Genomic DNA, 25,199 nt, shown 5'->3' on the forward strand with positions numbered 1-25,199 from the left:
ATCCTTATCAGCTACAGCCCGACGTGCCGCCGCAGGTGTTGCACTTCATGCAGGTGCCGTTGCGGACCAGCGTGTAGTTGCCGCATTCGCCGCAAGCCTCGCCCTCGTAGCCCTGCATTTTTGCTTTCACGCGCTGGTCCATCCCGACCGTGCCGGAGGACACAGCAGTAGAGCCACCGCCGCCGCCAGCCATTGCGGCCACTTCGGGCACCAATGCTTCGACTGCCCCGGACGTATCGAGCCCGGAAAGCGAGGCACCGCCCTGCAACACCACCAGTTCCTGCGGCAAACGCTTGCGCAAGTAGCCGGTCGAGCTGATCTGTTTCAGCACTTCCAGCGAACGCGACGCTGCGGTTTCCGACATCTCCTTGATGTTGGACACGCCTTCCTCTTCGCCGCGTCCCAGATCATCAAAGGACGCACCTTCGGGTTTGACATGCGCCAGATCGGTACGGTCCAGATAGGACACGGCCAGTTCGCGGAAGATGTAATCCAGGATCGAGGTCGCGTTCTTGATGCTGTCATTGCCCTGCACCATGCCCGCCGGTTCGAACTTGGTGAAGGTGAAGGCATCGACGAATTCTTCCAGCGGCACACCGTATTGCAGGCCCACGGACACGGCGATGGCGAAGTTGTTCATCATCGCGCGGAAACCCGCCCCTTCCTTGTGCATGTCGATGAAGATTTCGCCCAGCGTACCGTCGGTATGTTCGCCGGTGCGCAGATAGACCTTGTGACCGCCAATAATCGCCTTCTGGGTATAGCCCTTGCGCCGGTCGGGCAGTTTGGCGCGTTGCTGCTGCGCAACCTCCTTGATGATGATCTTTTCAACGATCTTTTCGGCCAGAACCGTTGCCTTCTCGTGCTGGGATCCGCTTTCCAGAACGTCCTGTGCGTCCTCGTCATCCTCGACCAGCGCCGATGCCAGCGGTTGGCTTAGCTTGGACCCGTCACGATACAGCGCGTTGGCCTTCACACCCAGCGACCAGCTCAGCTCATACGCCTTCTGGCAATCCTCGATGGTTGCATCATTGGGCATGTTGATCGTCTTGGAGATCGCGCCCGAGATGAAGCTTTGCGCCGCGGCCATCATGTAGATGTGGCTATCGACGGACAGGAACCGCTTGCCCTTCTTTCCGCAGGCATTGGCGCAGTCGAAGACCGAGTAATGCTCCTTGCGCAGGAACGGCGCGCCTTCCAGTGTCATCGTCCCGCAGACATGATCGTTCGCCGCGTCGATATCTGCGCGTGTGAAGCCCAGATGCCGCAGCAGATCGAATGTGGGATCGGTCAGCTTTTCCGCCGGAATGCCGAGCGTTTCGCGGCAGAATTCTTCGCCCAGCGTCCACTGGTTGAACACGAAGCGGATGTCGAAGGCGGCCGCCAGCGCGCTTTCAACCTTCTGGATCTCTGTCTCGCCAAAACCGTGGCCAATCAATGCGGTATGGGTGATCCCCGGCGCATTGCCAAGCGATCCGTGACCGACAGCATAGGCCACCATCTCGGCGATCTGGCTGGAGGAATAGCCCAGCTTTTCCAAGGCCGCAGGCACCGACTGGTTGATGATCTTGAAGTAACCGCCGCCGGCGAGCTTCTTGAACTTGACCAGGGCAAAGTCCGGCTCGATCCCGGTGGTGTCGCAGTCCATCACCAGACCGATGGTGCCTGTCGGGGCAATTACAGACACCTGCGCATTGCGGTAGCCGTGCGTCTCACCAAGACGCAGGGCCTCATCCCAGCTGGATTGCGCCAACTCGATCAGAGTGGCATCCGGGCAATTTGCATGATCCAGCGCGACGGGCTTGGTCGCAAGCGCCTCATATCCCGAGGTCTTGCCGTAAGCCGCATTGCGGTGGTTGCGGATGACCCGCAGCATGTGGTCGGCATTCCGCTCGTAGCCCGAAAAGGCACCCAACTCGCCCGCGATCTCGGCGCTGGTCGCATAGGACACACCGGTCATGATCGCGGTCAGCGCACCGCAGAGCGCCCGGCCCTCGTCTGAATCGTAGCCCAGTCCCATGTTCATCAGCAGCCCGCCGATATTGGCATAGCCCAGACCCAGCGTGCGGAAATCATAGGACAGCTGCGCGATTTCCTTGGACGGGAATTGCGCCATCATCACCGAGATTTCCAGCGTCAGGGTCCAAAGGCGCGTGGCATGCATGTAGTCCTCGGACTGGAACACGCCGTCCTTGAGAAAGGTCAGCAGGTTCATCGACGCAAGGTTACACGCCGTGTCATCCAGGAACATGTATTCGGAACATGGGTTCGACCCGCGGATCGCGCCGTCTTCGGGGCATGTGTGCCAGTCGTTGACGGTGTCGTGATACTGGATGCCCGGATCGGCACATGCCCAAGCGGCGTGGCCAATATCTTCCCACAGGGCGCGCGCCTTGACGGTTTTCGCGACAGATCCATCCGTGCGGCGGATCAGTTCCCAGTCGGCATCATCCTTCACGGCCTTCAGGAAGGCATCGGTCACGCGGACAGAGTTGTTGGAATTCTGGCCCGAGACAGAGGCATAGGCTTCGCTGTCCCAATCGGTGTCATAGGTCGGAAACTCGATCGAGCCATAGCCCTGCCGCGCGTAATCCAGCACGCGCTTGATATAGGTCTCTGGGATCGAGACCTTCTTGGCGGCGCGCACGGCGGTTTTCAGCGCGTCGTTGACCTTGGGATCATAAGCGTCGGCCTCGGCTCCGTCCCATGCCTTGATCGCGGCGAACAGACCGTTCAGCATCTGCTCGTGCATCTTGGATCCGGCAACGATGCTGGCGACCTTCTGCTCTTCCTTGACCTTCCAGTTCACGAACTCTTCGATATCGGGGTGATCGGCATCGCAGATCACCATCTTGGCGGCGCGGCGCGTGGTGCCGCCCGACTTGATCGCGCCGGCAGCGCGGTCACCGATTTTCAGAAAGCCCATCAGGCCGGACGACTTGCCACCGCCAGACAGCGGCTCTTGCGCGGCGCGCAGCGAGGAAAAGTTGGTGCCCGTGCCGGAACCGTATTTGAACAGGCGCGCCTCACGCACCCAAAGATCCATGATCCCGCCTTCGCTGACCAGATCATCCTTGACCGACTGGATGAAGCACGCATGGGGCTGCGGATGCTCATAGGCGGAGGTGGATTTGGTCAGATCGCCGGTTTCGTGGTCAACATAGTAATGGCCCTGGCCCGGACCGTCGATGCCGTAGGCCCAATGCAGGCCGGTGTTGAACCATTGCGGGCTGTTGGGGGCGGCGCGCTGCGTGGCCAGCATGTGGCGCATTTCGTCGTAATAGGCCTGGGCGTCGGCCTCGGTGGTGAAATAGCCACCCTTCCAGCCCCAATAGGCCCAGGCACCGGCCAGACGGTCAAACACCTGCTTGGACGAGGTCTCGCCGGTTTTCTCGACGCCGTCCTTGGCCGGAACAGAGCGCCAAAGGAACTCGGGCACGCCCTTTTCCTTGACCTTCTTCAGACGGGTTGGGACGCCGGCCTTGCGAAAATACTTTTGCGCGATCACATCGCTGGCAACCTGGCTCCACTTCGCGGGAACCTCGATCTCGTCGAGGTGGAAGACCACGGTGCCGTCGGGATTGCGGATCTCCGAAGTGGTGCTCACGAAATCAATGCCTGCATAGGCATCTTGTCCGGCGCGAGTGAATTGTCTTTCGATCTTCATATCAGGCTGCCCCATTACCAGCGTTTTCATTTTTGCGCCCGTTTGCCGGGCACCTGTGCCGTTTTCCGGGTCAGGGGACGGTGAAAACGGCGCGTAATCGAAAACCTGTCGCGCTGTTCGTTTCATGTGTCCCGATCAAGGCGCTTTCGCCTTCTGATCCCGCCTGCCCGCCACTACATATTGTGGCTCAACGACTGACTTACACAATCTGACGTATTTAGGCATAGCCCGTCAACGGATTTATTGGCCTTTTCATGGCTTCTTTTGGGTTGACGCATCTTCGCGTCGAACACGACGAGTCGCCCCCAGACATATCCACAAGCAAAACACCCCCTATAATGGCATTTTTCTATTTAGTTACAGATACTTAATGAATTACACTCATCCATCGTTTAGGTTTTGTTAACGTATATTAATTTAAAATCGCGCCGTGCCGCTCCCGCATGGCGTGGCGCAAAGAACACGGCAGACCGTCGGAACAAAGCGGCCATGTCCCCGCCTCAGGAATGGTCGAGATGTAGCGATGAAATCGCAACCCTACATATATGTGGTGGTCGCGATGGTCCGCGCAGACAATCAACAGATGATTATGGTTCCCGAAACGCCGAACCCCAAAGAACCGCCGTTACGCATCCTATTCGTGACATTGAACAGAACAAAACGACCGGCCTGGGGCAGGATCACTTCATACAGAATTGTTTGAAAACCTGGGAAAGTGGTCGGGACGGCAAGATTCGAACTTGCGACCTACGGTACCCAAAACCGTCGCGCTACCAGGCTGCGCTACGCCCCGAACAGCGGCCTCAATAGACGTGACTGCCGCGATTGAAAAGCCGATTCTGACGCATTTCGGCAGGAAGTTGATATTTATCGGTCGCAGCGCCACGCAGCCGCCGCTCCAACGGCCGGATGCTGCATTTGACTGCCCGCTGTGATGCCCATCGCGTCTGCCAGTCCGCCATTGATTTCCAGGACATACTGGATGTTGTCGCCACCGGGAATCGCGGTCTCGTCAAGGGGAACGGCGTTGGAATGCACTTTTTGCACCACGCCGCTGGCATCCGCAAAAATCATGTCCAATGGGATAAGCGTGTTGCGCATCCAGAAGGCAACCGATCGCGGCGTGTCATAGACAAACAGCATGCCCGCGCTCTTGGGCATCTCCGAACGGTGCATCAGGCCTTTCGCACGCTCTTGGCCATCATCGGCAACCTCGACAGAGAACTGTGCGCTGCCCCAGTCACCGCGCAACGATACGCGATCATCACGGCATGCAGCCCCAGCCTGCCCTGCGGCAATCGTAAAAGCCAGAGCCAGACCTAAACTGCGGTTTCCCAAGAACAAACCTCCGTCGCCATCAAACCACGTTTGCCATCGATCATGCGGATTGCCAGCGCCTCGCCCGGCTGAAGGTCGGACAGGCCGGATCGTCTAAGCACCTCGACATGTATAAAGACATCCTCGGGCCGCGCGAAGACATTCGCAAAACCAAAGCCTTTCGCCTTGTCGAACCATTTGACCCGCGCGGGCAAAAGCGGCGCATTCGCGATGATTTCCGGGTCGATCTCCTCGAAATCGGCAAGCGGCAATCCTTCGGCACCAAGTGGCGGAACGATCCCCAGAACTTCGGTCGCCTGCACACCGCGATCCGTGCGCTGCACGGCGATTTCCACGCGCGCGCCATCCGCAACGGAGCTTTGCCCGAAATTGCGAAGCACGTTTGCATGCAGCAGTATGTCCGGACCACCTTCGTCAGCAATAACGAAGCCGAATCCCTTTGCCGGATCGAACCACTTGACCTTCCCCTGCACGTATTCGCCGGGTGCCATATCCATTTCCAAGTTAATAACCATTCCTTGTCCCCACATACGTCTTGCGACACAGGCTTGATCAATGCAACCAAAAAACCTAGAATATCCGGCCTAATTGCAGTTCATGTGACGCGAACTGCAAACGTTTCAAAGCTTGGCAGAGTTGTCGCGAATCCGCGTCAGGGGTTGAGCCGAACGACCTGCCATGCATCCAAGACATCGCTGCGATGCCAGCGAAACCGATCATGCAGACGAAACGCCCCGTCAGCCCAGAACTCGATCTCCAGCGGCGCGATCCGGAAGCCGCCCCAGAATGGCGGGCGGTCCGGATTGGTGCCTTTGCGCGCAGTGACCTTGGCAACCTCGGCCATCAGGGTCGCGCGACTGTCCAGTGGGCGCGATTGCTGCGATGCCCAGGCACCAAGGCGGCTTTTGAGCGATCGGGATTTATAATAGACATCCGCTTGCGGCCCGTCTTCGCGCGTGACCAGCCCACGCACACGGACCTGTCGGCGCAGGGATTTCCAATGCATGACAAAGGCCGCCTTGCCCGTATCGGTGATCTCACGGGCCTTGGCGCTTTCGTAATTGGTGTAGAAGACAAAGGCCGCCGCCTCGATCTCTTTCAGCAGGACCATGCGGACGTTGGGCAGCCCGTTCACATCCACAGTCGCCAGCGCCATGGCATCCGGGTCATTGATTTCCTGCGTTCTGGCCTCGTCCAGCCAGGATTGCGCAATTACAAAAGGGTCGTCTCCGGCGAAGATGCCACTACGGTCGGTCATGGGAATCCTTTCGGTCGCAGGTAGGTGTCAATAAGCACGTCTATGATACACCAAAGCTGCCATACGCGGCCCGAGGCTTGCCGACAACCGGCCTATCCCCTAAACGGTTTTGCAAGAAGTTTCGGGCGAAGGGATCCTTATGTCTAATCAACTAATGGCCGGCAAGCGCGGTTTGATCATGGGATTGGCCAATGACAAGTCAATCGCATGGGGTATCGCAAAGGCGCTTGGCGATGCCGGCGCAGAGCTTGCCTTTTCCTATCAGGGTGAAGCACTGAAGAAGCGCGTCGATCCGCTGGCGGCATCTTTGGGCAGCAATATCGTCCTGCCCTGCGATGTCGGCGACGAGGCATCGGTGGATGCGCTTTTCGACGGTCTGCAAGAGCATTGGGATAATATGGACTTCATCGTCCACGCCATCGGCTTTTCCGACAAGACAGAGTTGCGCGGGCGTTATGTGGACACCAGCCGCGACAACTTTGCGATGACAATGGACATCTCCGTCTATTCTTTCACCTCGGTGGTGAAACGCGCCGAGAAGATGATGAAAACGGGCGGTTCCTGCCTGACGCTGACCTATTACGGGGCCGAACGCGTGATGCCGCATTACAATGTCATGGGCGTGGCCAAGGCCGCGCTTGAGGCATCGGTCCGTTATCTGGCCGAGGATCTGGGCAAGGACAATATCCGTGTCAACGCGATCTCTGCCGGCCCGATCAAGACGCTGGCGGCGTCGGGTATCGGCGATTTCCGCTACATCATGAAGTGGAACGAATATAACTCGCCCCTGCGCCGCAATGTGACAATTCAGGATGTCGGCAACTCGGCGCTTTATCTGCTGTCCGATCTGGGCGCAGGCGTGACTGGCGAGACGCATCATGTGGATGCCGGTTATCATGTCGTGGGCATGAAGGCCGTGGATGCGCCTGACATCACCAAGGGCTAAGGCGCGATGGACCTCGCCCATGTGATCGCCTTCAACGTGACCCTGCTGGCGGCAATCGCCAGTCCCGGCCCCGCGATGTTGTATACCATCCGCAACACGCTGGCGCATGGCAGGCGTGTGGGGCTTTTCACGGCATGGGGTCTGGGGGTGATGGCGGCGACATGGACTCTGCTGGCGCTGTTGGGACTGGACGCGGTTTTTCAGATCGTGCCCTGGGCCTATACGGCCTGCAAGCTTGTGGGGGCGTTCTACCTGATCCATATCGCCTGGACGACATGGCGTCATGCGCGCGACCCGTTGGCCGACGCCCCCACCCCGCCTGCCCGAGCGTTTCTGGGCGGCATGTTGGTCAATCTTTCCAACCCCAAATCGGTGCTGTTTTCGGCAGCCGTGCTGGTGGTGATCTTTCCCGCCGGGCTTAGCGTCGGGGATAAGGGACTGATTGTGTTCAATCACCTCGGCGTGGAGTTTCTGGTAGGGTCTGTCCTTGTCATGCTGCTCAGCACCCGCCGCATCAGCGCAGGCTACCTGCGCGCCAAGTTTATTTTCGACCGTATTGCGGCCGGTGTCATGGGCCTGCTTGGCCTGCGCCTGCTGCTCAGCCGCTAATCAGGAGTTCTTAATGACCAACCAACTGCCGCATGAAAAAGGGTTTCACGTCAGCTGGGACCAGCTTCACCGCGATGCCCGCGCGCTGGCATGGCGACTGGATGGCAACGGCCCTGCGGACGGGGGGTGGCGCGCCGTGGTGGCAATCACGCGCGGCGGCATGGCCCCCGCGATGATCGTCGCACGCGAGTTGGACATCCGCACCGTCGACACGATCAGCATCAAAAGCTACAACCACCAAACGCAAAGCAAGCCGCAGGTCATCAAGTCGCCCGACATGGATCTGATCGGCGACGGCACCGGTGTGCTGGTGGTGGATGATCTGGTCGATACAGGCCGCACGCTGGAAGTCGTGCGCCAGCATATGCCAAAGGCGCATATCGCCACCGTTTACGCCAAGCCGCAGGGCCGCCCGCAGGTCGACAGCTTTATCACCGAGGTCAGTCAGGACACCTGGATCTTCTTCCCCTGGGACATGGCCCTGCAATATGTGGAACCTTATCGCGGCACGGATTAAGGCTATGCATCGCGGGTAACATGCAAGCTTCGAACAACGCGGAAGCCTTGTTGTCCGCAAACGCCGTTAACCACAGGGATGGTCGATGACGACGCCACGCACCGCCGCCACCTTTCGCCCGCCGATCATGGCGGCGCGGGCATGGCTCAACGGGGTCAGCTTTCCAGCCGACCGCCCGCTGATCAATGTCAGCCAGGCAGCCCCCGTGGCCCCGCCGCCGCAAGCGCTACGCCGCGCGATGGCCGAAGCGCTGGAGGACACGGCCACCCATCTTTACGGTCCCGACCTGGGCTTGCCTGCCTTGCGCTCGGAACTGGCGGCGCGCTGGTCGGACTGGTACGGCGGCACCGTTCTGCCGGAACAGGTGGGCATCACCTCTGGCTGCAATCAGGCCTTCGCGGCCATCATCGCCTCGCTTTGCGGTGAAGGCGACGAGGTGATCCTGCCGGTGCCGTGGTATTTCAATCACAAGATGTGGCTGGATATGTCGGGCGTGCGGGCGGTGCCGCTTTCCACCGGGCCGGATCTTGTCCCCGACCCGCAAGCCGCCGCCGCACTGATCACGCCCCGCACGCGGGCGATTGCGTTGGTCAGCCCAAACAACCCCACAGGGGTCGAGTATCCGGCCGAGGTGATCCACGCCTTTCGCGATCTGGCGCGCGACGCCGGAATCCAGCTGATCCTTGACGAGACCTACCGCGATTTCGACAGCCGCAGTGGCGCGCCGCATGACCTTCTGCATGATCCGGACTGGGCCGACACGGTCATTGTGCTCTATTCCTTTTCCAAGTCCTTTCGTTTGACCGGCCATCGCGTGGGGGCGGTGATGACCTCGCCCGAGCGTCTGGAAGAGGTCGAAAAATTCATCGACGCGGTCACAATCTGCCCGTCGCAACTTGGTCAGCGTGCCGCCCTTTGGGGATTGCAGAACCTCACGCAATGGCTGGCGGGCGAACGGGCCGAGATCCTGTCCCGGCGCGCGGCGATTGAAACCGGCTTTCCGCGGCTGGAGCCGCAGGGCTGGCACCTGCGCGGTGTCGGTGCCTATTTCGCGTATCTGGAACATCCTTTCGCCATGTCCGCCGACGCGCTTGCACCGCTTCTGGTGCGTCAGGCGCATGTCCTCGCCCTGCCCGCCACGATGTTCACGCCGCGCGATGATGCCACTGGCGCGCGGCATATTCGCGTGGCCTTCGCCAATGTCGATGTGGTCGGGATCGCGACGCTTTTCGAACGGCTGGAGACGCTTTCGCTGCCCCTTGCCCCAACCGGCGGTGCAGCGTAGACATCCGCAGCAGCGGCCGGACCGCTTAAAAGACACCGCATCAACTGACACGGCACGAACAGGCAAGGGAAAATCATGGCTTCACCGGTGAAGAGCGTCGGAAAAACGCTGGTCTGGATCCTGATGGGTCTGCTGATCGTCGGCCTCATGGGCTTTGGCGCGATCAATTTCAGCGGCACCGTGCGATCGGTCGGCTCTGTCGGTGACAAGGAAATCGACGTCAACACCTATGCGCGCGCGCTGCAAAACGAAATCCGCGCGATTGAGGCTGAACGCGGCTCTGCCTTGACCTTTGCCGATGCCCAGGCGGCGGGTGTGGACCGCGCCGTGCTGTCACGACTGGTAACAGAACGCGCGCTGGACGCCGAAACGTCGCGGCTTGGCATTTCTGTCAGCGACGAAATCGTGGCGCGGCAATTGCGCGAGATTTCAGCGTTTCAGGGTGCTGATGGCAGTTTTGACCGCGAAGCCTACCGCTTTGCCATTCAGAATGCCGGGCTGACAGAGGCGCAGTTCGAAGAACAACTGCGCGATGAGACCGCCCGCACCATGCTGCAAGCCGCGGTGCTGTCCGGCAACACGATCCCTGACGCCTATGCCGACGCGATTGTCGCCTATGCCGGCGAGACCCGTGATTTTACTTGGGCGCCGGTCGATCCTGCGCTGCTGGCCACCGATCTGCCAGACCCGTCCGAGGAGGAGCTGAAGACCTGGTATGACGAGAATATCGCGCTTTACACCGAAGCTGCAGCCAAGGCGATCACCTATGCTTGGCTCACGCCCGAAATGATCATCGACAGCGTCGAGGTGTCCGAAGACGATCTGCGCGCCTCCTATGAGCGTCGCGATGCGGAATTCAACCAGCCAGAACGTCGCCTGACCGAGCGTCTGGTCTTTGCCGATGACGCCGCCGCACAAGCCGCGCGCGACAGTCTGGATGCGGGCACCACGCAATTCGAAACACTGGTAGAGAACCGGGGCCTGGCACTGGCCGATGTCGATATGGGCGATGTGGCCCAGAACGAACTGGGCACTGCTGGCGAGGCCGTATTCGGCGCTGAGGTTGGCGATATCGTCGGCCCCTTCGCCTCCAACCTTGGTCCGGCCCTGTTTCGTGTGAACGGCGTTCTGCCCGCGCAGGTGACCTCTTTTGAGGATGCACAAGCCGCATTGCGCGACGATCTTGCGCTGGACAATGCCCGCCGTGCGATCGAAGCTCAAATGCAGGATCTGGATGACCGACTGGCTGGCGGCGAAACGCTGGAACAGATCGCAGAGGCGACCGATATGCAGCTTGGCCAAGTCGAGTGGCGCGGACAGGCCGAGGATGAAATCACCGGATACGAAGCGTTCCGCAGCGCCGCGACCGCGCTCAGCGCCGACGACTTCCCGGAAATGGACCTGCTGGGCGATGGCGGCATTTACGCCATGCGGCTTGATTCCGAGATTGCAGCGCAGGCCCAGCCGTTTGACGAGGTCCGAGATCAGGTTGCAGAAGATTGGCTAACGCAAACCCGGACGGAAACGCTGGCCGCAAAAGCCGACGAGATGGCCGGACAATTGGCCGGGGACAGCACTTTTGAGACCCTCGGGCTTGACCCCAGATCCGAGGCTGGCGCGACACGCGGCGATTTTGCAGGCGGTGTGCCGCCAGAGGTACTGCTGGCGGTGTTCGACATGGCACCGGGCGAGGCGCGCGCCGTGACGGCATCGAACAACGTGCTGCTGGTGCGTCTGGACCAAATCTCGGCCGCCGATAGCGACAGCGCCGATGCGCAGGAACTGGTGACAACGTTGCGCGAGCAGGCCGGGGCGTCAATCTCGCAGGATCTGTTCCGCGCCATGGCGACGGACATCCAGTCGCGCATCGGGCTGGAACTGAACCAGCAAGCGATCAACGCGGTTCACGCGCAATTCCAGTAAGGTTCGAGAATGGTGCAACTGACCCCCGACTTTGAAACTTTTGCCCGCGCCTATGATGCCGGGCAAAACCAGATTGTGCATGCCCGTCTGGCGGCTGATCTGGACACACCTGTGTCGCTGATGCTGAAGCTGACAGGCGCGGCGCGGGACGCGTTCATGCTGGAATCGGTGACTGGCGGCGAGGTGCGCGGCCGCTATTCGATGATCGGCATGAAACCTGACCTGATCTGGCGCTGCGACGGCGAACACAGCAGCATCAACCGGCAAGCGCGCTTCGACCGCGAGAGCTTTACCCCGCTGGACGGCCATCCGCTGGACACGCTGCGCGCGCTGATCGCCGAAAGCCGGATAGACCTGCCCACCGATTTGCCACAGGCAGCGGCCGGACTGTTCGGCTATCTCGGGTACGATATGATCCGGCTGGTCGAGCATTTGCCGAACGTCAATCCCGACACGCTGGGCCTGCCTGATGCTCTGCTGATGCGTCCCTCTGTCGTTGCGGTTCTGGATGGCGTCAAGGGCGAGGTCACGGTCGTGGCCCCCGCCTGGACCCGTGAAGGCCTGTCGGCACGCGCGGCTTATGCGCAGGCCGCAGAGCGCGTGATGGACGCGGTGCGCGATCTGGAACGTGCCATGCCGCAGGCCAGCCGCGATCTTGGCGAGGCTGGGCAGACGGCCGATCCGGTGTCGAATTTCACCAAGGATGCCTATAAGGCCGCAGTCGAAAAGGCCAAGGATTACATCCGCGCAGGCGATATTTTTCAGGTCGTGCCCGCGCAACGCTGGACGCAGGATTTCCCGCTTCCGCCCTTCTCGCTTTACCGGTCGCTGCGTCGCACGAATCCGTCGCCCTTCATGTTCTATTTCAACTTCGGCGATTTTCAGGTGATCGGCGCGTCGCCGGAAATCCTTGTGCGGGTCTTTGGTCGGGAAGTGACAATCCGCCCGATTGCAGGCACGCGCAAACGCGGTGCCACCCCCGCCGAGGACAAGGCGCTGGAGGCCGATCTGCTGGCGGACAAAAAAGAACTGGCCGAGCATCTGATGCTGCTTGATCTGGGCCGCAACGATACCGGCCGCGTGTCGAAGATCGGCACCGTGACCCCCACCGAAAAATTCATCATCGAACGCTACAGCCACGTCATGCATATCGTCTCGAACGTGGTGGGAGAGTTGGACGACGATCACGACGCGCTGTCGGCCCTGTTGGCGGGGCTGCCTGCGGGCACCGTGTCCGGCGCGCCGAAAGTGCGCGCGATGGAGATCATCGACGAGTTGGAGCCGGAAAAACGCGGTGTCTACGGCGGTGGTGTCGGCTATTTCAGCGCGGGCGGCGACATGGATATGTGCATCGCCCTGCGCACGGCCGTGGTGAAGGACGAAAAGCTGTATATCCAGGCCGGCGGCGGCGTGGTCTATGACAGCGACCCGGAAGCCGAGTATCAGGAGACGGTACATAAATCCAACGCCATTCGCATGGCCGCGGAAGATGCCGCGCGCTTTACCGGGTCCGGCAACCTCTGATCCGATAGATAGGCCCATTCGGCCAAGGATTGCGCCACCTACGGCGTCGCCCGAAGGCCCGGTCAGCAGAGCTGACCGGGCCTTCCAGTGTTGCGCATGAAGGGACGGGGAAAGCGCTGTCTTGGTGGAAAGCCGCGCAAAAAATCGTCATTGGCGACGATGTGTCAGTCCGCCGTCTGCAACAGAAAAGACGAAATCGGTACGATGTCGACGGCATCCTTGGTCTGGTCCTGCATCCCCCAGAGCATCAGCGATGCCAGCGTTTCCGCACGCAGGCGACCAAGCAGAATGATCGGCTGTTCCCGGCCTGCGCGCGAGGTTGCCCGCGTCGTCGCCTGATCGAGGAACCTTCGGATCACGGTCTGGCCCTGTCCCTGCCCGTCAAGATCCCGAAACGCTGTTGCGGCGGGCACGCCCTGTTGCGCGGCGAGCGTTTGCGCAGAGTTCTGACCATTGGGCCGCATGACCAGCCCGTGACCGCTTTGCCGGACTGTCTGCGTCACCTGATCAGAAATTGCCCGCGCCCCCTGAAGGCCGGCCTGATCGCCCTCAAGCACGGCCACCACTTCCGGGAGATCATTCAACAGCGCGTCCAGGGCGTCCTCTGCCGCATTGCCGCCAGCCTCTTGCGGCAGATCGGCAAGTGCCATGACCTCGTAGCCCTTTTCTCGGTAAAGCGTCATCCGCTGCCGCGCATCGGGGCTGGCGGCATCAAGTGCAAAGGTCACCGCAAAGGGAAAGCCGTCAATGGCGTCCGGCCCAAGCGGGCCTGTTCCATCATCGATCAGGATCACCGACAACAACGGCTTTTCGCCCGCAGGCTGGAAGGGAGCGCCGAAACGTTCAAGCGGCGACAGTTCCGCCAGAGCCACCGCGTTGCCGGGAAACTCTGCGCTTGCGTCGGGCGCAGTGGTTCGGACTGGCTGACTGCCAATCACGGGGGTGCTCTCAGCAATCATTTCCTCTGGAGGTGCCATGCTCGGCTCATCAGCACCCAGGTTCACATTTGCCTCAGCGCCGGTGTCTGCGCTGGCCTCATCGCGATCTGCATCGGCTGGCTCTGGCCCCTCGTCTTGCTGTGCGTCCGACATCGTGATTGCCGGCGGTTCATCCGATGGGCCGCTGTCAGCCGTCGGGGTCGCTTCGACAGAGTCCATGTCGTCCGCTTCGTCAGACCCCGCATCCGCACCATCGTCGGAACCAGGCCCAACATCGCCACCGCCACCAGTTGCCGGCGCTACAGTGTCAGCAGTGCTCTCGCGGTCTGCGGGCTGTTCGTTGCCATCATCGGGAACAGATCGAGCAGTCTCTCCTTCGGCAGTAACAATGTCTGATGATTGTCTTTTTTCTGCGCCAGCGACTTCCGGCGTGTCCGTCAGGACGGGCGCATCCGCAGGCTCTTCAGCTTCGGACCGGGAGCCATCGGTTGCATCCCTCGCACCAGACATGTCACGACCAGCCGGCGCATCATCGGCTCTATCCCGCGCCAACCCAGGATCGTTCTGAATCACGAACGGTGCCGGGGCAGATGGCTCGGAAAGGCCGCTGACCGTGGCTGCCCGGGGCGTGTCGATTGCCGTCGGCGGCGTGGTATCCTCGGCCGTAGGTGGCGCGGGCTGGGCTGGCGCGTCAAACATCGCGACACCGGCGTCCGGGCGCCAGGGTTGTGGCACCGGTCCACCGCTGACCGCCTCTGCCCGCATGCTTTGGACGAACACGTCATCATCAGGCGCGTCATCAGGCGGGGTAAGACCGTTCAGGCGTTCCTCCACCGGTGGTGCCGGAGGATCCGCGGGTTCGGTGGATACCGTCAGGCGCGTCTCTGCCTCAGGTGTCGCGGGCGCGCCCGATGGCTCCACGGCGACCGGGGCCGGCGTTTCGGACTGCACTGTCACAGCACCGCTTGATACCCCGGCATCAGGCGCGGTCATCGCATTCGCGCCCATATCCGGCGAAGGCGCCGCCACCGGCGTCGTGTCGGCATCGGCAAGCCGCGCCAGATCATCCGGCACCGGCGCAGTGATCCGGGGGGCTTCTCCGGCCGGGCCACTTGTCTCTGACGCAGGGCGCGTGGCGGCACGGTCGTCGCGGACATCGTCAAAGGCGGACCCGGCAGGGACCTCGACGGCGACAACCTCTGGGCGTTGCGATTGCGGCATTCCGACAGCCAACGACAAGACGCCTGCCCCGGCGACGGCGGTCACGGTGCCAAACACTGCTCCGGAGAGAAAACCCTTTGCCACTTTACTGCCCTCTCGTTGTCCTTCATGGCCGCACATGTGCCTGCGACGTGCCAAGCCCTTGACGCTGCCTGCCAAGCCAGAGCATGTATACCGCGACCAAGGCCCCGGCCACCAGCCCCAGACAGGGAAATCGACCCATGCTGATGCTCATCGATAACTACGACAGCTTCACTTATAACCTCGTCCACTATCTGGGCGAATTGGGCGCGGATGTGAAGGTCTGGCGCAACGACGCGCTGGATGTGCAGCAGGCCATGGCGCTGAAACCGGCCGGCATCCTGCTGTCTCCCGGCCCCGGAACACCTGATCAGGCGGGGATCTGCTTGTCGATGGTGCTGGCGGCGGCGGAAACCCGCACACCTTTGATGGGGGTTTGCCTTGGCCACCAATCCATCGGGCAGGCGTTTGGCGGTCAGGTCGTGCGCTGCCACGAGATCGTGCATGGCAAGATGGGTGCAATGCAACATGCGGGCAAGGGCGTGTTCGCGGGCCTGCCCTCGCCCTTTGACGCCACGCGTTATCATTCGCTGGTGGTGGATCGGGACACGTTGCCCGACGCGTTGGAAATCACGGCAGAGCTGGAGGATGGCACCATCATGGGCCTGCAACACAAGACCCTGCCAATCCACGGCGTGCAATTCCACCCGGAATCGATCGCATCCGAACATGGCCACGCCCTGCTGCAAAACTTCGTGAAGGAAATGAAGGTGCCCGCATGAGTGATGCGCTCAAGCCCCTGATCGGGGCCGCCCCGGATCGCGCCCTGACCGCCGCAGAGGCGCATCAGGCCTTCGAGATCCTGTTCGAGGGCGAAGCCACCCCGGCCCAGATCGGCGGGCTGCTGATGGCCCTGCGCACACGCGGCGAAACGGTCGAGGAATATGCCGCCGCCGCCGCCGTCATGCGCGCCAAATGCCACAAGGTTCGTGCGCCCGAAGGGGCAATAGACATCGTCGGCACCGGGGGCGACGGCAAGGGCACGCTGAACATATCGACCGCGACGGCCTTTGTTGTGGCCGGTGCCGGTGTCGTGGTCGCCAAGCATGGCAACCGCAACCTGTCGTCGAAATCGGGCGCGGCGGACGCGTTGGGCCAGATGGGCATCAACGTGATGATCGGCGTGGAAACGGTTGAAAAAGCTCTGAAAGAAGCGGGCATCTGCTTTATGATGGCACCCATGCATCACCCCGCCATGGCCCATGTCGGCCCTGTCCGGGCCGAGCTTGGCACCCGCACGATGTTCAACATTCTCGGGCCGCTGACCAACCCGGCAGGCGTGAAACGCCAGTTGACCGGGGCTTTCACCCGCGATCTGATCCGCCCGATGGCGGAGACGCTGGGCAAGCTGGGGTCCGAACGCGCCTGGCTGGTGCATGGCTCTGACGGGACGGACGAGCTGACCATCGCCGGCGTCAGTTGGGTGGCCGCGCTGGAAGAAGACGGCACGATCCGCGAATCGGAACTGCATCCCGAGGATGCGGGCCTGCCCGTGCATCCGTTCGAGGACATCATCGGTGGCACACCCGAAGAAAACGGCGCGGCCTTCCGCGCGCTGCTGGACGGTGCGCCCTCGGGCTACCGCGACGCGGTGCTGCTGAACGCGGCGGGTGCGCTGGTCGTGGCTGGCAAGGCGAACGACCTGCGCGAAGGCGTGGCCATGGCCTGCGAGAGTATCGACAGCGGTGCCGCGAAAGCCCGGATCGAGGCGCTGGCCCGCATCACCCAAGCCGCGTGATGGCTTTGACGGTGCCAGAGGCATGGGCGCATCTGCCCTTCTTCGCCGACACCCTGCCTGGGATCGTCACCAGGCTGGAGGCCGAAACCCGCCCGATTTATCCGCCGGATCAGCAGGTTTTCCGGGCGTTGGACCTATGCTCGCCGGACAACACCAAGGTGGTCATCCTCGGACAGGATCCCTATCACACCAACGGCAAGGCGGACGGGCTGGCCTTTTCCATCCCCGACGACTTTGGCGGACGTCTGGACAGTCTTGAAAATATTTTCAAAGAGTTGCATGACGATCTGGACCTCACACGAACACAGACCAACCTGTCAGACTGGGCCGATCAGGGCGTTCTCTTGCTCAACACCGCGCTGACGGTGCCAGAAGGGGCGGCCAAGGGGCATGCGAAGCTTGGCTGGAACAGGTTGACCAAGGAAGTGCTGACGGCATTGTCGGACCGCCCCCGCGCCTTTCTGCTTTGGGGGGGACCGGCGCAGAAATACGCCCGGCATATTGAAGGCCCCGACCATCTTATCCTCAGCAGCGCCCATCCTTCGCCATTGTCTGCTTACCGCGGCTTTTTCGGCTCGCGCCCCTTTTCCCAAGTCAACGACTGGCTTAAGGCAAGGGGCGAGACACAGATCAATTGGACGACGCCATGACCCTGACAATCCTCGACAAGATCAAAGCCTACAAGCTGGAGGAAGTCGCCGCCGACAAGGCTGCCACGCCGCTTGGCGCGGTCGAGGACGCCGCCCGCGCAGCACCGTCCGTGCGCCCGTTTGCCGAGGCGCTGCGCACGGCGGCCGCGACAGGCTATGGCCTGATCGCCGAGGTCAAGAAAGCCTCGCCCTCCAAGGGGTTGATCCGGGAGGACTTCCACCCCGCCACGCTGGCCCGCGCCTATGAGGATGGCGGTGCCACTTGTCTGTCCGTCCTGACTGACACACCCAGCTTTCAAGGTGCCAAGACTTTCCTGACCGAGGCCCGCAGCGCCACGTCGCTGCCCGCGCTGCGCAAGGATTTCATGTATGACACCTATCAGGTCGCCGAGGCCCGCGCGCTGCACGCCGATTGCATCCTGATCATCATGGCCAGCGTCTCCGACGCGCAAGCAGCAGAACTCGAGGACGCGGCGCATCGCTGGGGCATGGATGCGCTGATCGAGGTGCATGACGGGCCGGAACTGGACCGCGCGCTACGGCTGAAATCGGCGCTGATCGGGGTGAACAACCGCAACCTCAAGACCTTCGAGACCTCGCTGGACACCACGCGCACGCTTTCCAAACGCGTGCCGCACAATCGCCTGTTGATCTCTGAATCCGGTCTGAACACGCGCGACGATCTGGCCGATATGGCCTCCTACGGGGCCCGCACCTTCCTGATCGGCGAAAGCCTGATGCGGCAGGCGGATGTGGCGACCGCGACCCGGCAGCTTCTGTCAGATCCGGTATCGGCATGAGTGGCCTGACGCATTTCGACGCCAAGGGCGATGCCCATATGGTTGATGTCTCCGACAAGGCTGTGACGGCGCGTGTGGCCGTGGCCGAGGGCCATGTGCTGATGGCTCGCGAAACATTTGACATCATCACCGAAGGCCGCGCCAAAAAAGGCGATGTGATCGGCGTGGCCCGGCTGGCGGGCATCATGGGTGCCAAGAAAACGCCTGAACTGATCCCGCTGTGCCACCCCCTGCCCGTGACCAAGGTCGCGGTCGAGATCACGCCGGATGCGGATCTGCCCGGCCTGCGGATCGAGGCCACGGTCAAGACCACCGGCCAGACAGGGGTAGAGATGGAGGCCCTGACCGCCGTCAGCACGGCTGCGCTGACGATCTATGACATGGCCAAGGCGGTGGACAAGACAATGCAGATCAGCGGCATCCGCGTGATGTTGAAAGATGGCGGCAAATCCGGCCGTTTTGAGGCGACATGATTCCCGTTTCAGAAGCACTCGACCGGCTGTTTTCACTGACCCCTACACTGCCCGTTGAAGAGATCCCCTTGATCGAGGCGAACGGTCGGGTTTTGGCGCGCGCCGTTTCGGCGACACGCAACCAGCCGCCGTTTTCGGCCTCTGCGATGGACGGCTACGCGGTTGTCTCGGCAGCCCCCGGCGACCGCTTTACAGTGATCGGTGAAGCGGCGGCCGGGTCAAGGTATGACGGCCCGGTTGGGCCGGGCGAGGCTGTGCGTATCTTTACCGGTGCGCCCGTCCCCCAAGGTGCCACCCGCATTGTGATCCAGGAAGATGTGACGCGCGATGGCGATGTCATCACCGTCACAGAGGGTTTGGACAAGGGACCGCATATTCGCGGCGAAGGCGGTGACTTTCGTGTGGGGCAGACCATCGACGCGCCCGTTCGTCTGACGCCCGCGCTTGTCGCATTGCTGGCCTCGATGAATGTGGCGCGGGTTCCAGTGACCGGCAGGCCTGAGGTGGCTATCCTGTCCACGGGCGATGAGTTGGTGATGCCCGGCGAGATCCCCGGACCGGATCAGATTATCGCGTCCAATACGTTCGGCCTGCACGCGCTGCTGCGCGATCTGGGCGCGCAGCCCCGGCTTTTGCCGCTGGCACGCGATGATGAATCCTCCTTGCGCACCGCCTTTGATCTTGCCCAAGGCGCGGATCTGGTGGTGACAATCGGTGGTGCGTCAGTTGGTGATCACGATCTGGTTGGCAAGGTGGCGGGCGACCTGGGCATGGACCGCGCGTTTTACAAAGTGGCGATGCGGCCCGGCAAACCGCTGATGGCAGGGACATTGAACGGCGCGATGATGATCGGACTGCCCGGCAATCCCGTCTCGGCCATGGTTTGCGGACATGTCTTCGTGGCCCCGGTGATCCGGGCCATGCTAGGCCTGCCCCGCGCGCAAGCCCTGCGCAAGCAAACCGTTCTGGCCCAATCCCAGCCCGCCAACGGCCCGCGCGAGCATTACATGCGGGCGCGGCTGACAGAAAACGGCATTCTGCCCGACCAGCGGCAAGACAGCTCCTTGTTGTCCGTTCTGGGCCTGTCAGACGCGTTGTTGGTGCGTCCTCCGCATGATCCGGCGCGCGATGCGGGCGATCCGGTGGAGTACATTCCGCTCTGATCCGGCCTCAGGCAACCGAGGCGATATAGCGTGCCATCATCAGGTCAAGATGCGCGCCGCCGCCGTTTTTGAACACGGTGATCTGATCGCTATTCGTACGCCCCGGCGCGCCGCCCACAAGATCATAGAAGTCGCCCAGAACATCGCTTTCGGCCAATGCGCCAGAGGCAAGCGGCATGATCAACTCGCCGATATGGTGCAGGGTCGTGTCGCGATTATCGACAAACACGCTCGCCTTGCGCATCAGCGCATCATCCGCCTCGCGCATATCCGCCTTGAAGGCACCGATCAGATCGACATGTGTGCCCGGCGCGATCCAATCGCCCAGCAATACAGGCGCGCGTGCCATCGTGGCGGTCGAGATGATGTCGGCCTGCCCGGCCGCCGCCTGCAAGTCCGGAACCGCCTCGACACCAAATCCTTCCGTCTGCATCTTGGCAACCAGCGCCTCTGCCTGCTCGCCCCGGCGCGCCCAGACCAGAATACTGTCCAATCCCGAAAACCCGGCGGAATAGGCGCGTACCAGCGAGGCCGCGACCGTACCGGCCCCCACGATCAGCAACCGCTTGGCGTCCGGCCGGGCCAGAAGCCGCGCGCCCAGAACGCTGTCGGCTGCGGTCTTCCATTCGGTGACAAGACGGCTTTCGATGATGGCGCGCAGCTGACCGTCCTCGGGCGCAAAAAAGAACATTGCGCCTTGTACTGTCGGCAAGCCGCGCCGTGCGTTGGCACCGAAGACCGTTACCGCCTTCGCCCCATAACCCAAGCCTTCGATATAGGCCCCCCTGTTCAGCAAGGTCGCGTCTGACGGGCCGAGGAACATATCGTCAAGCTCTGGTTTTGGCGCTTTGTGGCCCTCTTTCAACGCCTGAATGGCATCCGGCCAGGACAGATGCGCGTTGACGGCGTCATAGGTGATGTGCTGCATTTGTATCGTCTTTCGTTCCGGCAAGTATCGCCCACAAGCCGTTGGCATGTCGGTCCTTTTCGAACGGGGGGGGTTAGAAACGCGGATGCGCGTATTGCCAGTCGGGACGGTGTTTGCGCATCTCGCTTGCATCATCACGCTCTGTATAGCCGCAATCGAGATAGTTCTGATGCAGCCGTTTCAGGGCATCGCGGTCCAGCGTCACCCCTAGTCCCGGCCCTTCGGGCAGCGTCAGCGCTCCCTTGTCAAAGCGCAGCTTTCCACCCTCGATCACCTCATCCGTCTGCCACGGGTAATGCGTGTCGCAGTCATAACTCAGATGCGGCAAGGACACGGCAAGATGCGCCATCGCCGCCAGGCTGATACCCAAATGCGAGTTTGAATGCATCGACAACCCGACACCCCAGATCGCGCAGATCCGCGCCAATTCCCGCGTCGCCTGTAGCCCGCCCCAATAATGATGGTCAGACAGGATCACCTGCGCGGCTTTGCGCGAAATCCCCTCGGGCAAATCTGCGTCGCTGGTAATGCACATGCTTGTGGCCAGCGGAATCTCCGTTGCTGCCTGTACGGTTGCCATGGCCGGAATGCCATGCGTCGGATCCTCCAGATACTGCACCAGCCCGTCAAGCCGGGGCAGCAGGTCCAGCGTGGTATGCAGATGCCAGCCACCATTCGGGTCAAGCCGTAACGGCGCATTCGGGAATGCCTCGCGCAAGGCCTCCAGCCCGGCTATTTCTTCGTCGGGGGGCAGAACGCCGGCCTTGACCTTGAAGGACCGGAACCCGTGTTGATCGACAAGGGTGTGGGCCTCGTTGACCAATTGTTCAGGCGTGGCCACCTCGCCCCACATATCGGCGGTGTCGCTGCCTGCGTGCTTGGCGAATTTGTAAAACAGATAGGCCGAGAATGGGGCGGTCTTGCGCATTTGCCCGCCCAGCAGGTCGCAGACCCGCCGATCAGTGGCCTTGCCATACGCGTCCCACATCGCAACCTCGATCCCGGCAACCACGCGCAGTTGCACCCGAGGATCGGGCATCGGCCAAAGCGCACGCCGCGCATGTGCCCACAACCCGTTGAGATCGGTCACATCCATTCCGATCAATCGCGGGGCGAGGTCTGTCATCCCGTCCAGCAGCTCTTTGCCGGCATGCGTTTCGCCCAAGCCCACGATGCCACCTTCCGTCTCTACCTCGATGATGGAACGCAACGCATAGGGCTGGTGGCAGCCAGCGTTGTTGCGCAGCGGCGGATCGGAAAAGGCAATTGGCGTGACGCGAATGTCGGCGATGCGGGTGTCGGTCAAGGGAGCCTCTATTTGTTACATGTTTCAGGTCATGCCCCGCCCCCACAGCATATGCAGAGGCGCAAGTCAGTCACGTCATCGTTCAGCGGTCGACGCAGTCCCAATGCAAGTCGGCGTCATCATAGTCGACAAAGGGAGGGTAGAGTCCACACCCGGCAGAACGTGATGCGATAAATTGTCAAGACAAGCGCCGGCCGCACGCCGGTTGGGGATAGTGGCGGTGGGCGCATTTCGCAGGGTGCCCGGTCACGGCTGAGAACCTGAGTTGTCCTTGGAAGTATAGCATGCCATCTCTGGGTGAACGCAAAGATCAAAGACTTCTGGGAACACCGCCAGGTGTCCTCGGCAGTCCGGCACGATGATTTCTTATCCGGCGGCGTGGCTCGCCAAAGACCGTATTCACAATGAGGCTTTTTCATGCAAATTGAATGTGTTGTCTCCAGCCGCAGCATGATTGGCGAAGGCGCTGTCTGGGACGACCGCGCACAGGTGCTGTGGTGGGTGGATATCTCCGCCGGGCTGATCCATCGCTATGACCCCGTGACGCGCGAAAATACCGCGCAGGAATTTGGCGAACCGGTTGGTTGTCTGGCAATCCGGGAGGCAGGCGGGCTTGTGCTGGCGACCAAATCGGGCTTCTGGCTTTACGCCCCCGATAGCGGACGACGCGACCATATCGCTGACCCCGAAGCACATCTGCCAGATAACCGGTTCAACGACGGTGCCACCGACGCGCAGGGCCGGTTCTGGGCTGGTTCGATGAAAGACGGCGGCGCGCCGCAACCGATGGGCCAGTTTTATTGTCTGGATGCAGACCGCGTCGTGCATCCTTGGAAAGACGGCATTTACACGACCAACGGCCTTGCCTTTTCTCCCGATGGGCAAACCATGTATTTCTCCGACAGCAATGCGCGGGTCCGTACGATCTGGGCCTGCGACTACGATACCCAGACCGGAACGCCCGGCCCGGCGCGCGTGTTCTTCGACACACGCCACGTTGCCGGTCGGCCCGATGGCGGCACGGTCGATTCCGAAGGCTGTTACTGGATGGCCGGCGTCAGCGGTTGGCAGGTCTATCGGATCTCTCCCGAGGGCGAGATACTCCTGACCATAGACATGCCGGTTGAAAAACCCACCAAACCGATGTTCGGTGGCAAGGATCTGGACATCCTTTTTGTTACCTCGATCGGCGCAGACCTGACGGAAGGTACGGATCAACCCCAGGCTGGCGGGCTGTTCGCCATCACCGATTTGGGCGCGACCGGCCTGCCGCAAAAGCGTTTTGCCGGATAAGGTTTAAAGGATTGCGGCATCCACGCAGCCGTGCAGGCAAACTTCGATCTGCGTTGCGGGCCTTCGGGCAGTAGGAAATAATTGAAGGACAATGCCATGAAAAGACTACTGATCACCGGCGCGGCAGGAGGGTTGGGGTCTGTCTTGCGCAGCAAACTGGCGTATCTGGCCGATACGCTGCGCCTGTCCGACATCGCGGATCTGGGCAAAGCAGGTCCGAATGAAGAATTGATGCCCTGCAACCTCAGCGACAAGGCCGCAGTCGAGGCACTCGTCAAAGGCTGTGACGGTATTGTGCATCTTGGTGGGCGCTCCATCGAGGACAGTTGGAACGTGATCAGCTCCGCCAATATTGACGGAGTTTTCAACCTTTATGAAGCCGCGCGCAAACAAGGCTGCAATCGGATCGTCTTTGCCAGTTCCAACCACGCAATCGGGTACTATCCGCAAAATGAGCGGCTTGATTCTGATGTCTACCCTCGGCCGGACAGCCTTTACGGCGTGTCCAAAGTGTTCGGCGAAGCGCTCGCCAACATGTACCATGACAAATTCGGGATCGAGACCGCCATCGTGCGCATCGGAAGCTGCTTGCCCGAACCCTCCGACCACAGGCAGCTGTCCACCTGGCTAAGCCAAGACGATTTCGTTCGGCTGATCGAACGGGCCTTTGCGACCTCCAAGCTGGGATGCCCGGTAATCTACGGCGCGTCTGACAATGACGCCGGCTGGTGGGATAACTCCAAAGTCGGTTACCTGGGCTGGAAACCGCAAGACAACTCTGAAGACTACAGGCCGACGGTTGATGCCAATAATGCGCGGCCCGCTCCGGATACTCCGGAAGTGCGGTTCCAGGGCGGTATCTTCACCGCTGAGGGCATCCACGAAGACTAGGACGCCCCTCCCCGGCTTTCAAACCACGCCATAGCCCCCTTTCACAGGCGTTTTGACAATTGTTTTCGAGAAGGCTCTTGGGTCTTTCCATGTCGACACACGTCGCAATGATTGTGCAGAGAACGCAGAGGGAGAATCACCTGCGACGCAGGCTTAGGTTGAACGCACTGAGCAGCGGTCCATCAGTGGGCGTTAGCGGCATACAACAGCATACTGAAACATTTTGCCGCACCCCCTGATGGACCATCCCGGTCCAAATGATTGCGCTACCTTTAATTTTCACTGAACTACGCAAAATCAAGAGAGTGCTGTTTCACAGGGGTTTCCTTGAGGTCAGGCAAATATTTTTACTTATTTGTGCGCCCTTATGAAAATAATTTACAGTAAAACTGTTATTTTTCTGATACTTGTTTAATTATTTTCGTATCACGGTATATTTACCGCAACGGACAGACCCGATTTTTGGTCGCAAATATGGCCAGGATCGAGCCACGAAATGCTTCACTCAGGGAGGAGCCTCTGATGACCAAACAGACCCCAACCGAAACTTCCAAAACCTATCCTCCGTCTTCGGAATTGTCTGGCAAGGCGCATGTTGATGCGTCGGGATATGAGCGGCGTTATGCGGCGTCTGTTTCGGATCCGGAGGC

21 protein-coding genes and 1 tRNA gene are annotated in these 25,199 nt (G+C 61.1%); 14 read left to right on the forward strand and 8 right to left on the reverse strand.

Annotation, left to right across the window (positions count from 1 at the left end; genetic code table 11):
• Positions 1-7: 7 nt before the first annotated feature.
• The 5 genes from B8991_RS13200 to pdxH all read right to left on the reverse strand — a co-directional run bounded on the left by B8991_RS13200 (position 8) and on the right by pdxH (position 6,263).
• The gene (locus tag B8991_RS13200) at positions 8-3,667 is read right to left on the reverse strand and encodes a vitamin B12-dependent ribonucleotide reductase (protein ID WP_084353488.1); all 3,660 of its coding nucleotides are present in this window, start codon (positions 3,665-3,667) and stop codon (positions 8-10) included.
• A 716-nt stretch (positions 3,668-4,383) separates the two neighbouring features.
• Positions 4,384-4,460, reverse strand: a tRNA-Pro gene (locus B8991_RS13205).
• Positions 4,461-4,534: 74 nt separating this feature from the next.
• Positions 4,535-5,005 (reverse strand): DUF192 domain-containing protein, encoded by a 471-nt coding sequence (locus tag B8991_RS13210; protein ID WP_084353462.1) that lies wholly within the window; start codon positions 5,003-5,005, stop codon positions 4,535-4,537.
• Positions 4,987-5,520 carry a cold-shock protein gene (locus B8991_RS13215; protein ID WP_235866629.1) on the reverse strand — a complete coding sequence of 178 codons (534 nt, stop codon included), beginning with the start codon at positions 5,518-5,520 and terminating at the stop codon, positions 4,987-4,989. The genes B8991_RS13210 and B8991_RS13215 overlap by 19 nt, the downstream gene beginning before the upstream one ends.
• Before the next feature lie 137 nt (positions 5,521-5,657).
• The gene (gene pdxH, locus B8991_RS13220; RefSeq protein WP_084353464.1) at positions 5,658-6,263 is read right to left on the reverse strand and encodes a pyridoxamine 5'-phosphate oxidase; all 606 of its coding nucleotides are present in this window, start codon (positions 6,261-6,263) and stop codon (positions 5,658-5,660) included.
• A gap of 139 nt (positions 6,264-6,402) precedes the next feature.
• Here pdxH and fabI point away from each other — a divergent pair, with 139 nt between their 5' ends.
• The 6 genes from fabI to trpE all read left to right on the forward strand — a co-directional run bounded on the left by fabI (position 6,403) and on the right by trpE (position 13,067).
• On the forward strand, positions 6,403-7,209 hold the full coding sequence (gene fabI / locus B8991_RS13225; protein ID WP_084353465.1) for an enoyl-ACP reductase FabI: 807 nt from the start codon (positions 6,403-6,405) through the stop codon (positions 7,207-7,209).
• Positions 7,210-7,215: 6 nt separating this feature from the next.
• Positions 7,216-7,818 (forward strand): LysE family translocator, encoded by a 603-nt coding sequence (locus B8991_RS13230; protein ID WP_084353466.1) that lies wholly within the window; start codon positions 7,216-7,218, stop codon positions 7,816-7,818.
• A 13-nt stretch (positions 7,819-7,831) separates the two neighbouring features.
• Complete coding sequence (gene gpt, locus B8991_RS13235) at positions 7,832-8,335, forward strand: xanthine phosphoribosyltransferase (RefSeq protein WP_084353467.1); 504 nt, start codon at positions 7,832-7,834, stop codon at positions 8,333-8,335.
• A gap of 85 nt (positions 8,336-8,420) precedes the next feature.
• Complete coding sequence (locus B8991_RS13240) at positions 8,421-9,620, forward strand: aminotransferase (RefSeq protein WP_084353468.1); 1,200 nt, start codon at positions 8,421-8,423, stop codon at positions 9,618-9,620.
• A gap of 75 nt (positions 9,621-9,695) precedes the next feature.
• The gene (locus B8991_RS13245) at positions 9,696-11,543 is read left to right on the forward strand and encodes a peptidylprolyl isomerase (protein ID WP_084353469.1); all 1,848 of its coding nucleotides are present in this window, start codon (positions 9,696-9,698) and stop codon (positions 11,541-11,543) included.
• A gap of 12 nt (positions 11,544-11,555) precedes the next feature.
• On the forward strand, positions 11,556-13,067 hold the full coding sequence (gene trpE / locus B8991_RS13250) for an anthranilate synthase component I (protein WP_084353489.1): 1,512 nt from the start codon (positions 11,556-11,558) through the stop codon (positions 13,065-13,067).
• 164 nt (positions 13,068-13,231) lie between these two features.
• On the opposite strand, the gene B8991_RS13255 is transcribed toward trpE, so the two are convergent.
• Positions 13,232-15,310, reverse strand: coding sequence for a divergent polysaccharide deacetylase family protein (locus B8991_RS13255; RefSeq protein ID WP_179141493.1), 2,079 nt, complete (start codon positions 15,308-15,310; stop codon positions 13,232-13,234).
• 137 nt (positions 15,311-15,447) lie between these two features.
• Between B8991_RS13255 and B8991_RS13260 the strand changes: the two genes are divergently transcribed.
• Genes B8991_RS13260 through B8991_RS13285 form a run of 6 tightly spaced genes read left to right on the forward strand, consistent with a single transcriptional unit; the run spans position 15,448 to position 20,131 of the window.
• Complete coding sequence (locus tag B8991_RS13260; RefSeq protein ID WP_084353471.1) at positions 15,448-16,029, forward strand: anthranilate synthase component II; 582 nt, start codon at positions 15,448-15,450, stop codon at positions 16,027-16,029.
• Positions 16,026-17,045 carry an anthranilate phosphoribosyltransferase gene (gene trpD, locus B8991_RS13265; protein WP_084353472.1) on the forward strand — a complete coding sequence of 340 codons (1,020 nt, stop codon included), beginning with the start codon at positions 16,026-16,028 and terminating at the stop codon, positions 17,043-17,045. The genes B8991_RS13260 and trpD overlap by 4 nt, the downstream gene beginning before the upstream one ends.
• A complete protein-coding gene (locus tag B8991_RS13270; protein WP_084353473.1) occupies positions 17,045-17,695 on the forward strand; it encodes a uracil-DNA glycosylase in 651 nt (216 codons plus the stop codon). The genes trpD and B8991_RS13270 overlap by 1 nt, the downstream gene beginning before the upstream one ends.
• Positions 17,692-18,495, forward strand: a complete 804-nt coding sequence (trpC, locus tag B8991_RS13275; RefSeq protein ID WP_084353474.1) for an indole-3-glycerol phosphate synthase TrpC — start codon at positions 17,692-17,694, stop codon at positions 18,493-18,495. The genes B8991_RS13270 and trpC overlap by 4 nt, the downstream gene beginning before the upstream one ends.
• Positions 18,492-18,968 carry a cyclic pyranopterin monophosphate synthase MoaC gene (gene moaC, locus B8991_RS13280; protein ID WP_084353475.1) on the forward strand — a complete coding sequence of 159 codons (477 nt, stop codon included), beginning with the start codon at positions 18,492-18,494 and terminating at the stop codon, positions 18,966-18,968. Before trpC ends, moaC begins: the two co-directional genes overlap by 4 nt.
• The gene (locus B8991_RS13285; RefSeq protein ID WP_084353476.1) at positions 18,965-20,131 is read left to right on the forward strand and encodes a molybdopterin molybdotransferase MoeA; all 1,167 of its coding nucleotides are present in this window, start codon (positions 18,965-18,967) and stop codon (positions 20,129-20,131) included. The genes moaC and B8991_RS13285 overlap by 4 nt, the downstream gene beginning before the upstream one ends.
• A gap of 7 nt (positions 20,132-20,138) precedes the next feature.
• Here the strand turns inward: B8991_RS13285 and B8991_RS13290 are convergent, their stop codons facing one another.
• Positions 20,139-21,059, reverse strand: a complete 921-nt coding sequence (locus B8991_RS13290) for an ornithine cyclodeaminase family protein (protein ID WP_143514596.1) — start codon at positions 21,057-21,059, stop codon at positions 20,139-20,141.
• Between the two features lie 73 nt (positions 21,060-21,132).
• Positions 21,133-22,365, reverse strand: coding sequence for an enolase C-terminal domain-like protein (locus B8991_RS13295; RefSeq protein ID WP_084353477.1), 1,233 nt, complete (start codon positions 22,363-22,365; stop codon positions 21,133-21,135).
• 417 nt (positions 22,366-22,782) lie between these two features.
• On the opposite strand from B8991_RS13295, the gene B8991_RS13300 reads away from it, so the two are divergent.
• Positions 22,783-23,658: an SMP-30/gluconolactonase/LRE family protein gene (locus B8991_RS13300; protein WP_084353478.1), complete on the forward strand. Its 876-nt coding sequence runs from the start codon at positions 22,783-22,785 to the stop codon at positions 23,656-23,658.
• 96 nt (positions 23,659-23,754) lie between these two features.
• The gene (locus B8991_RS13305; protein ID WP_084353479.1) at positions 23,755-24,549 is read left to right on the forward strand and encodes an NAD-dependent epimerase/dehydratase family protein; all 795 of its coding nucleotides are present in this window, start codon (positions 23,755-23,757) and stop codon (positions 24,547-24,549) included.
• Positions 24,550-25,199 lie beyond the last annotated feature (650 nt).

Source organism: Primorskyibacter flagellatus, assembly GCF_900176485.1.
Classification (GTDB): Bacteria; Pseudomonadota; Alphaproteobacteria; order Rhodobacterales; family Rhodobacteraceae; genus Primorskyibacter; species Primorskyibacter flagellatus.

What these genes read in the sequence shown, in the direction of transcription:
- B8991_RS13230 (WP_084353466.1), top strand. Translation starts at nt 7,216, where the DNA reads ATGGACCTCGCCCATGTGATCGCCTTCAACGTGACCCTGCTGGCGGCA.
- B8991_RS13305 (WP_084353479.1), top strand. Translation starts at nt 23,755, where the DNA reads ATGAAAAGACTACTGATCACCGGCGCGGCAGGAGGGTTGGGGTCTGTC.
- B8991_RS13245 (WP_084353469.1), top strand. Translation starts at nt 9,696, where the DNA reads ATGGCTTCACCGGTGAAGAGCGTCGGAAAAACGCTGGTCTGGATCCTG.
- trpC (WP_084353474.1), top strand. Translation starts at nt 17,692, where the DNA reads ATGACCCTGACAATCCTCGACAAGATCAAAGCCTACAAGCTGGAGGAA.
- B8991_RS13215 (WP_235866629.1), bottom strand. Translation starts at nt 5,520, where the DNA reads ATGGTTATTAACTTGGAAATGGATATGGCACCCGGCGAATACGTGCAG.
- pdxH (WP_084353464.1), bottom strand. Translation starts at nt 6,263, where the DNA reads ATGACCGACCGTAGTGGCATCTTCGCCGGAGACGACCCTTTTGTAATT.
- gpt (WP_084353467.1), top strand. Translation starts at nt 7,832, where the DNA reads ATGACCAACCAACTGCCGCATGAAAAAGGGTTTCACGTCAGCTGGGAC.
- trpD (WP_084353472.1), top strand. Translation starts at nt 16,026, where the DNA reads ATGAGTGATGCGCTCAAGCCCCTGATCGGGGCCGCCCCGGATCGCGCC.
- fabI (WP_084353465.1), top strand. Translation starts at nt 6,403, where the DNA reads ATGTCTAATCAACTAATGGCCGGCAAGCGCGGTTTGATCATGGGATTG.
- B8991_RS13290 (WP_143514596.1), bottom strand. Translation starts at nt 21,059, where the DNA reads ATGCAGCACATCACCTATGACGCCGTCAACGCGCATCTGTCCTGGCCG.
- B8991_RS13240 (WP_084353468.1), top strand. Translation starts at nt 8,421, where the DNA reads ATGACGACGCCACGCACCGCCGCCACCTTTCGCCCGCCGATCATGGCG.
- B8991_RS13270 (WP_084353473.1), top strand. Translation starts at nt 17,045, where the DNA reads ATGGCTTTGACGGTGCCAGAGGCATGGGCGCATCTGCCCTTCTTCGCC.
- moaC (WP_084353475.1), top strand. Translation starts at nt 18,492, where the DNA reads ATGAGTGGCCTGACGCATTTCGACGCCAAGGGCGATGCCCATATGGTT.
- B8991_RS13200 (WP_084353488.1), bottom strand. Translation starts at nt 3,667, where the DNA reads ATGAAGATCGAAAGACAATTCACTCGCGCCGGACAAGATGCCTATGCA.
- B8991_RS13300 (WP_084353478.1), top strand. Translation starts at nt 22,783, where the DNA reads ATGCAAATTGAATGTGTTGTCTCCAGCCGCAGCATGATTGGCGAAGGC.
- B8991_RS13285 (WP_084353476.1), top strand. Translation starts at nt 18,965, where the DNA reads ATGATTCCCGTTTCAGAAGCACTCGACCGGCTGTTTTCACTGACCCCT.
- B8991_RS13260 (WP_084353471.1), top strand. Translation starts at nt 15,448, where the DNA reads ATGCTGATGCTCATCGATAACTACGACAGCTTCACTTATAACCTCGTC.